The organism is Peterkaempfera bronchialis, assembly GCF_003258605.2.
GTDB lineage: Bacteria > Actinomycetota > Actinomycetes > Streptomycetales > Streptomycetaceae > Peterkaempfera > Peterkaempfera bronchialis.
On the sequence record NZ_CP031264.1, the window covers coordinates 2,063,380 to 2,078,374 of the forward strand.

The 14,995-nt window shown below is 74.1% G+C and carries 12 protein-coding genes and 2 tRNA genes; 6 read left to right on the forward strand and 8 right to left on the reverse strand.

The window, feature by feature from the left end; all coding sequences use genetic code 11:
- Nucleotides 1-149: 149 nt before the first annotated feature.
- Nucleotides 150-223, reverse strand: a tRNA-Pro gene (locus tag C7M71_RS09040).
- Nucleotides 224-407: 184 nt separating this feature from the next.
- Here C7M71_RS09040 and C7M71_RS09045 point away from each other — a divergent pair.
- Together C7M71_RS09045 and C7M71_RS09050 are read left to right on the forward strand one after the other, a co-directional pair.
- Nucleotides 408-481, forward strand: a tRNA-Gly gene (locus C7M71_RS09045).
- A 235-nt stretch (nt 482-716) separates the two neighbouring features.
- Nucleotides 717-1,502, forward strand: coding sequence for a DUF6348 family protein (locus C7M71_RS09050; RefSeq protein ID WP_111490837.1), 786 nt, complete (start codon nt 717-719; stop codon nt 1,500-1,502).
- A gap of 37 nt (nt 1,503-1,539) precedes the next feature.
- Here C7M71_RS09050 and C7M71_RS09055 read toward each other — a convergent pair whose 3' ends face one another.
- Nucleotides 1,540-1,713, reverse strand: a complete 174-nt coding sequence (locus tag C7M71_RS09055) for a hypothetical protein (protein WP_229758624.1) — start codon at nt 1,711-1,713, stop codon at nt 1,540-1,542.
- A gap of 372 nt (nt 1,714-2,085) precedes the next feature.
- Nucleotides 2,086-3,267, reverse strand: coding sequence for a PP2C family protein-serine/threonine phosphatase (locus tag C7M71_RS09060; RefSeq protein ID WP_111490835.1), 1,182 nt, complete (start codon nt 3,265-3,267; stop codon nt 2,086-2,088).
- Between the two features lie 212 nt (nt 3,268-3,479).
- Here C7M71_RS09060 and C7M71_RS09065 point away from each other — a divergent pair, with 212 nt between their 5' ends.
- A complete protein-coding gene (locus C7M71_RS09065) occupies nt 3,480-4,775 on the forward strand; it encodes a GNAT family N-acetyltransferase (protein ID WP_111490834.1) in 1,296 nt (431 codons plus the stop codon).
- A 164-nt stretch (nt 4,776-4,939) separates the two neighbouring features.
- On the opposite strand, the gene C7M71_RS09070 is transcribed toward C7M71_RS09065, so the two are convergent.
- The 4 genes from C7M71_RS09070 to C7M71_RS09085 all read right to left on the reverse strand — a co-directional run bounded on the left by C7M71_RS09070 (nt 4,940) and on the right by C7M71_RS09085 (nt 7,782).
- Nucleotides 4,940-5,749 carry an Fpg/Nei family DNA glycosylase gene (locus tag C7M71_RS09070; RefSeq protein ID WP_111490833.1) on the reverse strand — a complete coding sequence of 270 codons (810 nt, stop codon included), beginning with the start codon at nt 5,747-5,749 and terminating at the stop codon, nt 4,940-4,942.
- Nucleotides 5,750-5,756: 7 nt separating this feature from the next.
- On the reverse strand, nt 5,757-6,245 hold the full coding sequence (locus C7M71_RS09075; protein ID WP_111490832.1) for a ribose-5-phosphate isomerase: 489 nt from the start codon (nt 6,243-6,245) through the stop codon (nt 5,757-5,759).
- 117 nt (nt 6,246-6,362) lie between these two features.
- On the reverse strand, nt 6,363-6,962 hold the full coding sequence (locus C7M71_RS09080) for a biotin transporter BioY (RefSeq protein WP_111490831.1): 600 nt from the start codon (nt 6,960-6,962) through the stop codon (nt 6,363-6,365).
- A 190-nt stretch (nt 6,963-7,152) separates the two neighbouring features.
- Nucleotides 7,153-7,782, reverse strand: coding sequence for a DsbA family oxidoreductase (locus C7M71_RS09085; RefSeq protein ID WP_229758625.1), 630 nt, complete (start codon nt 7,780-7,782; stop codon nt 7,153-7,155).
- A 190-nt stretch (nt 7,783-7,972) separates the two neighbouring features.
- On the opposite strand from C7M71_RS09085, the gene pepN reads away from it, so the two are divergent.
- On the forward strand, nt 7,973-10,576 hold the full coding sequence (gene pepN / locus C7M71_RS09090; protein ID WP_111490829.1) for an aminopeptidase N: 2,604 nt from the start codon (nt 7,973-7,975) through the stop codon (nt 10,574-10,576).
- Nucleotides 10,577-10,669: 93 nt separating this feature from the next.
- Here pepN and C7M71_RS32550 read toward each other — a convergent pair whose 3' ends face one another.
- A complete protein-coding gene (locus tag C7M71_RS32550; RefSeq protein WP_114914273.1) occupies nt 10,670-12,355 on the reverse strand; it encodes a sigma-70 family RNA polymerase sigma factor in 1,686 nt (561 codons plus the stop codon).
- Between the two features lie 234 nt (nt 12,356-12,589).
- Here C7M71_RS32550 and C7M71_RS09100 point away from each other — a divergent pair, with 234 nt between their 5' ends.
- Together C7M71_RS09100 and C7M71_RS09105 are read left to right on the forward strand one after the other, a co-directional pair.
- The gene (locus C7M71_RS09100; protein WP_114914274.1) at nt 12,590-13,762 is read left to right on the forward strand and encodes an SPFH domain-containing protein; all 1,173 of its coding nucleotides are present in this window, start codon (nt 12,590-12,592) and stop codon (nt 13,760-13,762) included.
- Nucleotides 13,763-14,112: 350 nt separating this feature from the next.
- Nucleotides 14,113-14,937: a C40 family peptidase gene (locus C7M71_RS09105; protein WP_162824192.1), complete on the forward strand. Its 825-nt coding sequence runs from the start codon at nt 14,113-14,115 to the stop codon at nt 14,935-14,937.
- Nucleotides 14,938-14,995: the final 58 nt, after the last annotated feature.

Genomic DNA, 14,995 nt, shown 5'->3' on the forward strand with positions numbered 1-14,995 from the left:
GGGTGAGCATGCCACACAAGCGGTCTCCAGCGATCCATCCTACCGGTACCACAAACCAGGATGGACGGGGACGACAGGCGGGGCGCGACCGGCCCCTGGCCAGGACCGCAGGCCCCCGCCCGTCCCGGGCGGGGGCCTGCGCGGTGCTGTCGGGGTGACCGGATTTGAACCGACGACCTTCCGCTCCCAAAGCGGACGCGCTACCAACCTGCGCCACACCCCGTTGCAACGACAGGTAGCGTACATGCTCACCTGGGAGATTCCGCCGGAATATCGGGAGCTGCGCCGACCGGCGCGGCCGGCCGACGATCACGGCGACGTGCATCCGGGCCGGGCGACCCGCTAGGCTGTGCGCGTCCCGGCTTCAGCAGCGATACCGGGCGGCGTAGGCTCCGGCGTACGCATATGCGGGCGTAGCTCAATGGTAGAGCCCCAGTCTTCCAAACTGGCTACGCGGGTTCGATTCCCGTCGCCCGCTCCAGCAGTGCAGGCCCCGGGCCGGCGGTACCACCGCCGACCCGGGGCCTTGCCGTTCCCCCCATGGGCTGCTCGAATTCTCCTGACGGTAGGTCAGCAAGGTTGCGGTGCACGCGCCCCACCGGGGCCCCGGCAGCGTTTCGCCAGCGGGAGGCCGCGCCGCTAGCCTCACGGTATTCGATCCATCGATCGCGTATTCGAGCCCAGTGTGGGCCCCTGTGAGCCCAGAGGAGCGTGCCGTGCGTCCCCAGGAGCGGCTGGACGTCATCCAGCGCAGCGTCGTCCGGGAGATGGCGGGCTACGGCCGCCGGTTCACCGTGGACGGTGCGGTGGTGCGCGGCCCCGGGACGACGGCGGTGGCGGTACGGGAGCACCCGGACGCCGGCGGCGGCCATGTCGACCTCGGCTTTGTGCTGCACCTCGGGCGCTCCGACACCCCGGTGCTGTGGGACTGCGCGGCGGGCCTCGGCAAGACCGAGGAGGAGAAGCTGGACAACGCGGTGCGGATGTGGGCGACCACCACCGCCGCCACCGTGGTGGAGCTGCTGGACCGGCGCGGGGAGCACGGCGACCACTACGGGCCGGACCGGCCGGGCGGGGTGCCGGGCTGGCACGCGGTGCAGGGTCCGGCCTGCGTCTTCGGCTTCGGCAACGAGGCGCTGGCCGACTGGCTGGGCGGCAACCATGTGCTGCCCGCCCTCGCCCCGATCCTGACCTCGGAGCTGGACCACCCGCTGCTCAACGGGGTGAAGCTGTTCCTTGGCGGCCGGGCCGGCGACGACGTCGCCGAGGTGCGGGTCAACGGCGAGGTCTCGGAGGCCGCCTCGGCGGCGCTGCGGGCGCTGGACTGGCCGCGCGGTGAACGGCTCGCCTGGGCGCGGCTCTATGTGCTGCTGCTCGCCGAGGGCACGGACACGGCAGCCGTACGGGCGGCCGAGCAGGACGGGCCGGGGCTGCCGGTGGCCGCAGCCCCTCAGGAGGGGCCGCTGCGGAGGTGGTGGGCAGCGCGGCGGGCCGGCCGCTAGGCGGTCAGACACCGCCTAGGCCGGGCCCGACGCTCCTTCAGCTCGTCAGGTCGTTGAGTGTCTTGGCGATCTGACTGAGGAAGTTCTGGATCGGCGAGGCGGCCGAGGACTGGGCGAGGAAGAAGCCGAAGAGCGCGCCCAGTATCGCGTGCGCCAGCTTCATCGTCTTGTTCCTGATCAGGATGACCAGGATGATGGCAAACAGGACCAACGCGGAGACGGAGAAGACCACCCGGATTCACTTCCTCGGTCGCGACTGCTCAGGGGCCGGTGCTGACGGTCCCGGGGCAGGGACGACCGGTGACGCTCTCTCAGACCGCCGCCCGCTGGCCTGCGGACGACGCTCCTCTCCCCGAGTGCCGGACCGGTCCCGCCCACCACTCAGTCTCGTCTGCTGTGCCCACTCCGTAAAGGACCCACCGGGCACATCACATCACGCCCCGTCCCGCACAGCGAAAATGCGCCGATCAAGCCGTACGCGTGATCGGCTTGGGCGGTATGCGGTGCACGGACGATCCGGTGATCACGCGGGCCGCTGCGGCAGGGAGGATTGTCCGAAGATCGACTCGGGCGTTTGACACCGCTACTCGCGCCAGATCAACAGCAGCGCACGGTCGTCGTTGACATCCTTGGCCACCGTCTCGATCAGCCGCCAGGCCGCATTCCGGAAGCCGCCCGCGACCAGCCGGTCGGCCTCGCCCATCAGCCGGTCCATGCCCTCGGAGAGGTCCCGTCCGGGCGCCTCCACCATGCCGTCGGTGCAGAGCAGCAGCACATCGCCACGGTCCAGCCGCCCCCGGACGCCCTCGAACTTGGCGCCGTCGTAGATGCCCAGCAGCGGCCCCTCGGACGCCTCCTTGACCTCCCAGCGCCCGGCGCCGGCGCACATCTGCATCCCCGGCAGATGGCCCGCCGACAGCAGCTCGTAGTCGCCGGTCTCCAGGTCGAGGGCGAGGTGGACGGCGGTGGCGAAGCCCTCCTCCCACTCCTGGCGCAGCAGATAGCCGTTGGCGGCGGGCAGGAAGTCATGCGGCGGCAGCGAGCCGAGCAGCCCGCCGAAGGCACCGGAGAGCAGCAGCGCCCGGGAGCCCGCGTCCATACCCTTGCCGGAGACGTCCGCGACCACCGCCTCCAGCACGCTGCCGCCGGAGCCGGTACGGGCGGCCACCACGAAGTCGCCGGAGAAGGACTGCCCGCCGGCCGGGCGCAGCGCCATCTCGGCGTGCCAGCCGGCCGGCAGCGCCGGGATCTGGCTCTGCACCCGCAGCCGCTCGCGCAGGTCGAAGAGCATCGAGCCGCCGCGCCGCCAGGGCACCCCGACCCGGCTGCGGAACTGGGCGAGCAGCAGACCGGCGATGCCAACCGCGCCCACCACCAGTGCGGCGCCGGGGGTGACCCCGGTCGCATAGGCCATGGGGTGCTCGCCGGAGGCGCGCTCGGCGGCGTGCACCACGGACTCCACGGAGAGGCCGGCGGCGGAGGCGGCGTAGAGCAGCACCAGGCTGCTGGGCCGCAGCAGGAAGGCCCCGGCGAGGATCGGCAGCACCAGGGCGGTGGGCGGGCACCAGACGGGCTGCTTGATGTTGAGGACCACCAGCACCGGGCAGAGCAGCACCAGGACCGCGAAGGCGAGCCAGTCGGAGGCGTCGCCCCGGAAGTAGTCGACACCGGCGCGGCGCACCCTGCGGTAGGCCCGGAGGAGCGCCTTGCGCACCCGGGCCGTCGCGGTTGTCCGGGGGGCGGTGCCCGGCTTGCTGCCTGCCATGGGTTCTGACCTTATCCAGCCGCCGGTCGGGCGTCGATGTCCGGCGGCTGAGGAGGGCCGGACTTCAGCCGTTTCAGGCCGGAAGGAGGTTTGGGCAGTACAGTGGCGCGCGAGTGCGTGCCGGGGGGCGCGGCGGCGACATGCGCCGGGGCGCCACCATGGCGGTCGGGAATTCCCTCGCCATCGGCATGCCCCGCTGGTAGCACTGCCATATGACCGACAATGCGTACACCCGCCCCCGGACCAGCCTCCGGAGCCGACCCCGCGCCGACGAGGGGCCGGAGGTGCGGATCCGCTCCGCGGACGAGTGGGACCCCTGGTTCGCCACTCTGCTCCGCGCCTTCGGCGGGACCGAGGCGTCACCCGAGGGCCGGCAGCTGTGGCACGACCTCGCCGAGCCGGAGCGCTCGCTGGGCGCCTATGACGGCACCGCCGTCGTGGGCACGGCGGGCGCCCTCTCGCTGCGGGTCGCGGTGCCGGGCGGGTCGGTGGTCCCGATGGCCGGGGTGGCCATGGTCGGCGTACTGCCCACCCACCGCCGGCGGGGTCTGCTCACCGCGTTGATGCGCCGCCTGCTGGACGACAGCCGGGAGCGCGGCGAGCCGCTGGCCGGGCTCACCGCCTCCGAACCCGCCATCTACGGGCGGTTCGGCTATGGGCTGGCCACCCAGCGGATACGGCTGGCCGTCCCCCGGCACCGGGTCTCGCTCACCCCGCCACCGGACAGCGGTCGGGTCCGGCTGCGGCTGGTCGATCCGGCGGAGGCGGCGGCCGCCTGCGAGCAGCTGTACGCGGCGCGGGTGCCGCTCCGCCCCGGCATGCTGGAGCGGCAGCCCGGCTGGGAGCGGCTTCCGCTGCTGGACCCGCTCGCGGACCGGAACGGCTGCTCGCCGCTCCAGTGCGTCCTGGCGGAGGATCCCGGGACCGGCCTGCTGCTGGGCTACGCCCGCTACGCGGTGAGGCCGGAGTGGGACGCCTCCGGGCCGCGCGGCACGGTGGAGGTACGCGATGTGGAGGCCGCCGACCCCGCCGGGTACGCGGCGCTCTGGTCGTACCTGATGGACATCGACCTCACCGAGACCGTGGTCGCCGACAGCCGCCCGGTGGACGACCCGCTGCTGCACCTGGTGTCGGACGCCCGACGGTGCGAGGCCCGGCTGCTGGACGGCCTCTTTCTGCGCCCGGTGGACGTCGGCGCGGCGCTGGAGGCGCGGCGGTATGCGGCGCCGGTGGATGTGGTGCTGGACGTGGTGGACGCCTTCTGCCCCTGGAACACCGGCCGGTGGCGGCTGTCCGGGGACGCCAAGGGCGCCTCCTGCCTGCGGACCGGCGATCCGGCGGAGCTGGCGCTGACCGTGCGGGAGCTGGGTACGGCCTATCTGGGCGGGACCACGCTGGCGGCGCTGGCCGCCGCCGGGCGGGTGCGGGAGGTGCGGGCGGGCGCGCTGGCGGCGGCGTCGCGGGCGTTCACGGGTGAGGTTGCGCCCTGGCTGCCGCACTCCTTCTGACGGCCGGACAACACGGTGGGCCGGACAACACGGTGGGCCGGACAGCACGGCGGGACTGACAGCACGGTGGGCCGGACAGCTCGGCGGGACTGACAGCACGGCGGGCCGGACACCTCGGCGGGCCGGACACCTCGGTGGGCCGGACAGCTCGGCGGGCCGCGGGTTCAGCGCTGCTGGCAGCCGCCGCACCAGAAGAGGTTGCGGGCGGCAAGGCTCTCGGTCCGCACCGGCTCCGCGCAGACCAGGCACGGCATGGCGGCCCGCCGGTAGACGTAGACCTCGCCGCCGTGGTCGTCCACGCGCGGCGGGCGGCCCATGGCCTCCGGGGTGTGCTCGGGGCGGACGGTGTCGATGCGGCCCACCGCGACACCGTCCCGCATCAGCTCGACCAGGTCGGCCCAGATCGCGTCCCACTCGGCGCGGGTGAGGTCGCGGCCGGCCCGGTGGGGGCTGATGCCGAGGCGGAAGAGGACCTCGGCGCGGTAGACGTTGCCGACGCCGGCCAGCACCTTCTGGTCCATCAGCAGGGCGGCTATCGAGGTGCGGCTGCGGGAGATCCGCTGCCAGGCCCGCTGGGGCTCGTCGTCCGGCCGCAGCGGGTCGGGGCCGAGGCGGGCGTGCAGGGCGTCCTTCTCGGCCTCGGTGATCAGCTCGCAGGCGGTCGGGCCGCGCAGGTCGGCGTACCCGCCGTCGCCCTCCAGGCGCAGCCGGACGGCGCCGACCGGCTCGGGGGCGGGGGCGTCGCCGAATGCCACGGTGCCGTACAGGCCCAGGTGGACATGGACCCAGCCGGCCCCGCCGAAGCCCAGGAAGAGGTGCTTGCCGTGGGCTTCGGTCCGGTCCAGGACGCGGCCGTCGACCAGTGCGGCGCCCGCGCCGAACCGGCCCTGCGGGCTGGTGGCGCGGACGGGCCGGCCGCCGAACACCCGGAGGTGTGCGGCGGCCAGTCGGTGGATGGTGTGACCCTCGGGCACGTGCGGCTCAGGACTCCTGCGGGTGGTGCGCCGGGATGGGCGGCAGCGCTCCGGTGGTCTCGTACTCGGTGAGCATCGCGATCCGGCGGCTGTGGCGCTCGGCACCGGAGTACGGGGTGTTGAGGAACGCCTCGACAAAGCGGGTGGCCTGCTCCTGGGTGTGCATCCGGGCGCCGACGCTGACCACGTTGGCGTTGTTGTGCTCGCGGCCCAGGACGGCCGTCTCCTCGCTCCACGCCAGGGCGGCGCGGACGCCCTTGACCTTGTTGGCGGCGATGGCCTCGCCGTTGCCGGAGCCGCCGATGACGATGCCCAGCGCCTCGGGGTCGGCGGCGGTGCGCTCGGCGGCGCGGAGGCAGAACGGCGGGTAGTCGTCCTCGGCGTCGTAGAGGTGCGGCCCGCAGTCGACGGGCTCGTGGCCGGCGTCCTTCAGCCACTGGACGAGATGCTGCTTGAGGTCGTATCCGGCGTGGTCGGATCCCAGGTACACGCGCATACCCAGGAGTGTGGCACGCCGGGCCGGGAGGAGGCCGCTCAGGGTCCACCGAGCGGGGGATCGCGGTCCCACCCGCCCTGCGGTGTTTCGCGGCCTCCTCCGGTGGTCTGGTGCCGGTCAGGCGCGGCGGCCGACCAGCCGCCAGGCGAGCGGCAGCGCGCCCATGGCGACCGCGATCTTCAGGCCGTCGCCCAGCAGGTACGGGTAGAGGCCCAGGTGGGCGGCGTCGGCCAGCGAGCGGTGCAGCGAGGCGGCCAGGTAGGGCACGCCGACGGCGTAGATGGCGAGGTTGCCCAGCAGCATCGCACCGGCGGTGCGCAGCGGGCTCCGGTCGGCGCCACGGCGGGCCAGCGCCCCGACCAGCCCGGCGGCGAGCACCATGCCGACCACATAGCCCAGCGTGGCCAGCCCGGCGCCGGAGGCGCCCTCGGAGAACCAGGGCAGCCCGGCCATCCCGGCCAGCAGGTACAGGCCGAGCGCGGCGGCGCCACGGCGGGCACCCAGGGTGGTGCCGACCAGCAGGGCGGCGAAGGTCTGGCCGGTCACCGGCACCGGCGAGCCGTGCACCGGCACGCTGAACTGCGCGGCCAGGCCGGTGAAGGCGGCTCCGCCGACGACCAGGGCGAGGTCGCGGGCCAGGGCGCGGGCGCCTGCGGCGGCGGGCAGCAGGTCGGCCAGGACGGCGCCGGGACGGATCGAGGCGGTGGCGGTGCTCATGCGTGGATCTCCGCAGAAGTGGGGGTTCGGGGTGTCGATACCGTGAACCTACTCGGGCGACCGGTGCAGTTCCCACACAGGTTTCGACAAGACCGCAGGCCGAGGCGTTGTCGCCTTCCGCGTTGCGGGCGGCGACAACGCCTCGGTCGGCCGGTTCAGCCGGTTCAGCCGGTTCAGCCGGTTCAGCCGGTCAGTCGAAGGACGGGCCGACGGTGCGGGTGCGCTTGATCTCGTAGAAGCCGGGGGTGCCGGCGACCAGCAGGGTGCCGTCCCAGAGGCGGCCGGCGGCCTCGCCGCGCGGGATCGGGGTGACCACCGGGCCGAAGAAGGCGACCTGCTCGCCGTCCGGGCCGGGCACCGCGATCACCGGGGTGCCGACGTCCTCGCCGACCAGGGTGATGCCCTGCTTGTGGGAGGCGCGCAGGGCGTCGTCGTACTCGTCGCTGTCGGCGGCGGCGGCCAGCTCGCGGGGCAGGCCGACCTCGGCCAGCGCGTCCTCGATGGTGGCGCGGTCGCGCGGCAGCTCCTGCTGGTGGAAGCGGGTGCCGAGCGCCGTGTACAGCGGGCCCAGCACATCGTCACCATGCTGGGCGGCGGCCGCTATGCAGACCCGGACCGGGCCCCACGCCTGGTCCAGGAACGACCGGTACTGCTCCGGGACGTCGCGCCCGTCGTTGAGGACGGCCAGGCTCATCACATGCCAGCGGGTGTGCACCGGGCGGACCTGCTGCACCTCCAGCATCCAGCGGGAGGTGATCCACGCCCACGGGCAGAGCGGGTCGAACCAGAAGTCGGCGGTCTTGGTCTCTTCGGCGGTCACGGATACCCATCCTTCTGAGCGGGGGCCTGGTCGTCCGGCCTGGTCGTCCAGCCTTGTCGTCCGCGCAACACGGGACGGCCGCCGCCCATTCCCCGGGACCTCCCCAGGTGAGGGACGCGTGAAAGGATGCGGAAGGCGTACCCGCCATGCCCCAGCCAGACCGCCACAAGCCGGACAAGGGAGTACCGCAGTGCCGGGACGAAACCTGACTCGTGAGGAGGCCCGCGAGCGGGCCCGCATCCTGACGGTGGACGCCTATGACGTCCATCTCGACCTGCGCTCCGCCGTGGTGGCGGTGGAGGACGGCACGGCGGGGACGTTCCGCTCCCGGACGACGGTCCGCTTCCGCTGCGCCGAGCCGGGCGCGGCGACCTTCCTGGACCTGCTGGCCCCGGCCGTGCACGCGGTCACCCTCAACGGCCGCGCGCTGGACCCGGCCGAGGTCTTCGACGGGGCCCGGGTCACCGTGGACGGCCTGGCGGAGCAGAACGAGCTCACGGTGGACGCCGAGTGCGCCTACAGCCGCACCGGTGAGGGCCTGCACCGCTTCACCGACCCGGTGGACGGCGAGACCTACCTCTACACCCAGTACGAGCCCGCCGACGCCCGCCGGGTCTTCGCCACCTTCGAGCAGCCCGACCTCAAGGCGCCCTTCACCTTCACCGTCACCGCGCCCGCCCACTGGGACGTCTTCTCCAACTCCCCGGCCGAGGGCGACCCGGTCGACGACGGCGAGGCGCTGCGCACCTGGCGGTTCGCGCCCACCCTGCCGATCTCCACCTACATCACCGCCGTCGTGGCCGGCCCCTACCACGTGGAGCGCGACCACTACCGGCGGCAACTGGCCGACGGCAGCACCCTGGAGATCCCGCTCGGAGCGTTCTGCCGCAAGTCGCTGGCGAAGTACTTCGACGCCGACGAGATCTTCACCGTCACCCGGCAGGGCCTGGACTTCTTCCACCAGGAGTTCGACTACCCGTACCCGTTCGGCAAGTACGACCAGGCGTTCGTTCCCGAGTACAACATCGGCGCCATGGAGAACCCCGGCTGCGTCACCTTCCGGGAGGAGTTCGTCTTCCGGTCCAAGGTCACCGAGGCCGCGTACGAGGGCCGGGCCACCGTGATCCTGCACGAGATGGCGCATATGTGGTTCGGCGACCTGGTCACCATGCAGTGGTGGGACGACCTGTGGCTCAAGGAGTCCTTCGCCGACTTCATGGGCACCTTCTCGCTGGTGGAGGCCACCCGCTACCAGGCCGGCTGGACCACCTTCGCCAACCGGCGCAAGGCGTGGGCCTACCGGCAGGACCAGCTGCCCACCACCCACCCGGTCACCGCCGACATCCGCGACCTGGAGGACGCCAAGCTCAACTTCGACGGCATCACCTACGCCAAGGGCGCCGCGGTGCTCAAGCAGCTGGTGGCCTACGTCGGACGGGACGCCTTCTTCGAGGGCGCACGGCGGTACTTCAAGCGCCACGCCTACGGCAACACGGTCCTCGGCGACCTGCTCGCGGTGCTCGCGGAGACCTCCGGGCGCGGCAGCGAGGCCATGGCCGAGTGGTCCCGGGCCTGGTTGCAGACCGCCGGTGTCAACACCCTCACCCCGCAGGTCACCACCGACGCCGACGGGCGGATCACCGAGCTGGCGGTGGTCCAGGAGGCCACCGCCGACCACCCGGAGCTGCGCCCGCACCGGATCGCCGTCGGCCTCTACAACCGCTCCGCCGACGGCGCCCTGGTCCGCACCGCCCGGGCCGAACTCGACGTGTCCGGCGCCCGCACCGCCGTCACCGAACTCGCCGGGCAGCCCCGCCCGGAGCTGGTGCTGATCAACGACGACGACCTCACCTACTGCAAGGTCCGCTTCGACGACGCCTCGCTCGCCGCGCTCCACCACGGGCTCGGCGACATCACCGAGCCGCTGGCCCGCGCGCTGGCCTGGTCGGCGCTGTGGAACATGACCCGCGACGGGGTGCTGCCGACCCGCGACTACCTGGCGCTGGTACTGCGCTTCGCCGGCCAGGAGTCCGACATCGGCGTCCTCCAGTCGCTGCACCAGCAGGCCAGGACCGCCCTCGACCAGTACGCCGCCCCCGACCGGCGGGACGAGGGCAACCGGCTGCTGGCCGAGGGCGCACTGCGCGAGCTGCGCGCCGCCGAACCCGGCAGCGACCACCAGCTGGCCTGGGCCCGCGCCTTCGCCCAGGCCGCCTCCTCCCCCGAGCAGCTGCAACTCGTCCAGGGACTGCTGGCCGGCACCGCCCGGATCGACGGTCTGGACATCGACCAGGAACTGCGCTGGACCCTCCGGCAGTCGCTGGCCGCCGCCGGTGAGGCGACCGAGGGCGACCTGGCCGCCGAGCTGGACCGGGACAACACCGCCAGCGGGCGCCGCCAGTACACCCTCGCCCTGGCCTCCCGCCCCAGCGCCGAGGCCAAGGCCGCGTCCTGGAGCGCGGTCGTGGACTCCGACGAACTGCCCAACGCCCTGGTGGAGGCGGAGATCGCGGGCTTCCAGCAGGCCGGGCAGCGGGAGCTGACCGCGCCGTACGCGGACCGGTACTTCGCCCTCCTGGAGGACGTCTGGGAGCACCGCACCATCGAGATCTCCATGCGGATCGTCAGCGGACTCTTCCCCCGCTACCAGACGACCCCGCAGACCCTCGCCGCCACCGACGACTGGCTGGCCGGGCACCCCGACGCCGCCCCGGCCCTGCGCCGGCTGGTGCTGGAGTGCCGCGACGACCTCGCCCGGGCGCTTCGGGCCCAGCTCTGCGACGCCAAGGCGTAGCCCGGCATCAGCAAGCAGGCACCCCCGGCCGTTCCGGCGCGGGGGTGCTTGCTTGCGGGGGCCTTGCTTGCGTGGGGGGCTTGCCTGCCGGGGTCAGGCAGCCGGGCGGCGGCCGTCGCCGGGCCGCGACCAGGCCACGGGGTACGGCAGCCGCATGGGCGCCGGTGGCCGGGCTGCGACCGCTGGTGCGGTGCGGGGCTTGCACCCGGGGAACCAGTGGTGGTCCGTGCAGGGGCACCAGTGGCCATGGCCGGACCAGTCGCCGGGCTCGCAGCCGGTGCCTCCGGTGGGGTCCGGCCCGGGAGTGGTGCTGGGCTTGGGGTCGGGGGTGGTGCTGGGCTTGGGGGTGGGGGTGGTGCTGGGCTTGGGGTCGGGAGTGGTGCTGGGCCCGGGGTCGGGGGTGGTGCTGGGCCCGGGGGTGGGGGTGGTGCTCGGCCCAGGGTCAGGGGTGACGCTCGGCCCCGGGGTGGGGGTCGGCTGCGGTTCCGGGCTGTTTCCGGGGCCGGGGCCGGGGTTGGCGGTGCGCTTCGGCTCGGCGGTCGACGGTTCCGGGGCCGGTGGGCGGGTGGGGCCGGGGGCAGCGGTGGTCGGGAGGGGGTCGGCCGGGACCGGCGGCGGCGTTGACGCGGCGGGTATCACCAGCAGGGACGACGGCTCCGGGCTGACGCCCCCGTCCGGTGTCGGCTCCGACTGTGCTGGCTCGGCCGGCGGCGGTTCGGCGGCCGGCGGCCCGGAGCTGACGGCGGGCAGCGGCCGGGCGGGTTTGCCGGCCGCCCCCTGGCCGTCCTTCACCGCATGGTCGGTGCCGCCTGCGGAGACCAGCGCCCACGCCGTACCGGCGGCGACGGCCGCCGCGCCGACCACGGCCGACGTGGTGAGCCCGCGCCCGGGCAGCCTGGGGCGGCGGGGTCGAGGCAGACGGCGCGGACGGGGCGGCACAGTGGCGGTGGCGGTGGCGGTGGCGGTGGAGCCGGACGCGGACACCAGATAGCCCGCTGCGGCGGCGCCCAGCAGCACCGGGGCGACAGAGGCGCGGAGGGCGGCGGAGACATCCGCCAGTTCCAGGTACAGGCCCCGGCAGTGGTCGCAGCTGTCGAGGTGCCCATGGACACCTGCGGCGTCCCGCTTGCCGAGCTTGTCGCGGACATAGGCGCTCAGCCGGTCGACGTACCGCCGGCACGACTCCGACGGCGCATGGGTCAGATGCGCCTGGACATATGCCGTGCGGAGCCCCTCCCGGGCGCGGTAGGCCAGCGCCGAGACCCCGTTGGCGTTGAGGCCCAGCAGCGGCGCGACGGCAGCGGGGGTCTCGCCCTCGATCTCGGTGTGCCAGAGCACGGCCTGCCAGCGTTCCGGGAGGGACCGGAAGGCGCTGACCACGGCCTTGCGGTCAAAGGCGTCGGCGGCCGTGTCCGGGGGCTGCTCCGCCTGGTCGTACCCCTCCCAGACGTCCGTGAGCACGGCGCGGCGCTGCTGCTTGCCGGTCCGGAAGCCGTAGTTGGCGATGGTGCGCACCAGGTAGGCGCGGAAGAACTCCCGGGGTCCGGCTCCTTTGCGGATCGCCTCCAGGACGCTGGTGAACGCCTCGGCGACCAGGTCGTCCGCGTCCGAGGCGCGTGGCGCATAGCGGCGGGCGGCGGACTGCGCGGCCTTGCGGTGCCTGGTGTACAGCCTCTCGTAGGCGGCGGTGTCGCCACGGCGTACGCGAGCGATCAGTTCCGCGTCGCCGGGGCCGTCGGCCGCCGGGTCGCAGGCGGCTGCGGAGGCGGATTCGCCCATGGGACTCCCTCGGAGCAGGGTCGGGTCGTCTCCACGCTAGGAGCCGTCAATTCCCAGGTCAAAAAGTACTGGGGCCGCTCCCATGGTTTTGCTGATACAGCGCCAGATGCGCTGGTCCCGGCCCTGGAGCGGCGATGTGGTCCACCTCACAGGCCATTCCGCGTCATATGCCGTCCGCTTCTCCCTCTCTCCGTCCGAGGGTGCCGCCCCAGGCCGACGAGAGAGGAGACCCGGTTGGAACCCAACGATCGACAACTGCGTCTGGACTCGCTCTTCGAAGCGAAGCCCAGGCCCACCGCCCGGGAGATGCCGCCGACGCCCGAAACCCCCGCCGCACCCCGGCGGAGGGCCCCCCATCTGCCCGCCGAGGTACGCGAGCGGCCCGCCCGGGGCGTGCTGCCCGGGTGGCTCGCGGTGACCGCCCTGCTGCTCTGCCTGGCCGCGATGGCGGCCTTACTGGTCCGCTCCGGGCAGTGGCCCCGGCTGTGGGAAGCGCTGCCCGGAGTGGAGGGCGGCGGGCAGGCGCCCCGGCTGGACGCGGTCGGGACGTGGACGCTGGCGGGCCTCGGCGCCGTGCTGCTCTTTCTGCTGGCGGGGCTGGTCGGCAACCGGGAGGGCACGGCCGTGGTGCTCACCCGCTGGGGCCGCTACCGGGGGACGCTGCGCCGGACCGGGCTCTCCTGGGTGGCGCCGTCCTGGCGCCGCAGGCGGGTGGTGGTGCGGCTGCGGCACTGGCGGAGCGAGGAGATCCCCGCAGCGGACCGGGAGGGGTTCCCGCTCCGGGCCACCCTGCTGGTGGTCTGGCGGGTCCGGGACACCGCGCGGGCCGTCTTCGCGGTCGGCGGGCACGAGGAGTTCCTGCGGCAGCAGTCGGCCGCCGCGCTCTGCCGGGTGGCCGGTGAGCTGCCCTGCGACCGGTTCGTCCGCCCGGGCCCGTCGCTCCGGGACGGCGGCTGGCTCGGCGAGGAGCTGACCCGGGTGCTGGCCGCCGAGCTGGCACCGGTCGGGGTGGAGGTGTTCTCGGTGCAGCCGCTCTCGCTGGAGTACGGGCCGGAGGTGGCGGCGAGCGTACGCCGGCGCCGGGCGGCCGAACTCGACGCGGGCGCCCGCGCGACCGCCGTGGTGGACGCCGTGGAGACCGCCCGGTCGGCCCTGGACCGGCTCAGGGCTGCGGGCCTCGCCGACGGCGACGGGCAGCAGGACGCGTCCTTCGCCCGCCATCTGGTGATCGCCCTGGTGTCCTCGGGCGCCCCCGACCCCCGCGCCGAGCGGGAGCGCCCTGCCGCGGCCGGGCCGCCGGGAAAGCCCGGGCTGTCCGGGCCGTCCGGGCCGACCGCCCCGTCCGGGCCCACCGCCTCGTCCGGGCTTCCCCGGCGCATTCGGCCGGAGCCGGCGGCCGAGGCATAGCGGCGGTCGGCCCGCGCTGCGGCGGGGTGCGCCCGTCGCGGCTCAAACCTTCGGAGCATTCGGAGAACAGGAGCATCCATGTCCGGATCACCTCGGTTCGTCGAGATCACCCCTGACGCCTGCGGCTGCCCCGCCTGCGGCGCCGCACCGCCGCCGATGGCGGGGGAGGCCGGGGGTTCCGGCCACCCGGTGCGCCATGCCGCCGGGCGGGCGGGGGTCGCCACCGCCCTGCTGGCCGCCACGGGCGCGGTGACCCTGCTGGGGGCGGCACCGGCCGCCGCGCTGTCGGCGCCGTCGCAGGCCGGCTGGGACGGCAGCCGCTACTGGTTCAAGCGGGACGGCCAGTGGCGGTGGACCAGCCACCACACCGTCTACCTCGCACAGACCGCCGGCGGGTCGGCGTCCTCCGCCCGGGGGCGGCGCTGCCGAGGAAGGAGGGCTGGGACGGCAGCCGCTACTGGTTCAAGCGCAGCGACGGCTGGCACTGGACCAGCCACTACAGCGTCTACCTCAAGGCCCGCTCCACCACCGGGACCAGCACCGGGACCAGCACCGGGGCCAGCACCGGGACCAGCACCGGAACCGGCACGGGGGCGACCTGGCCGCTGCCGAGGAAGGAGGGCTGGGACGGGACCCGCTACTGGTTCAAGCGCAGCGACGGCTGGCACTGGACCAGCCACTACAGCGTCTACCTCAAGGCCCGCTCCACCACCGGCGCCAACTCCGGCGCCAACTCCGGTTCCAACTCCGGTACCGGCACCGGGACTTCCCCCGTCGGCACCACGACGGTCTCCGCCGGTGCCACGGCCTCCGCCAAGGTGGACACGGCGGTGCGCTTCGCCCTGGCGCAGCTCGGCAAGCCGTACTACTGGGGCGGCAACGGCCCGGTGGGCTACGACTGCTCGGGCCTGGTCCAGCAGGCGTTCCTGCGGGCGGGCCGGACGCTGCCGAGGGTCGCCGACCAGCAGTACGGCGCCGTCACGCCGATCACGGCCGGTCAGGCGCGCTATGGGGACCTGCTCTTCTGGTCGTCCAACGGCAGGCAGTCCGGCATCCACCATGTGGCGATCCACATCGGCGGCGGCAAGTACGTGGAGGCGCCGCGCCCCGGCCTCACGATCCGGATCTCCGCCATCTCGGCGGGCAACCTCCCGACCTTCTACGGCAGGCCCTGACCTGCCGGGCGCCGGTGCCGCCGCCCGGCACCGGCGCCCTCCCGCACCCCGGCAGACC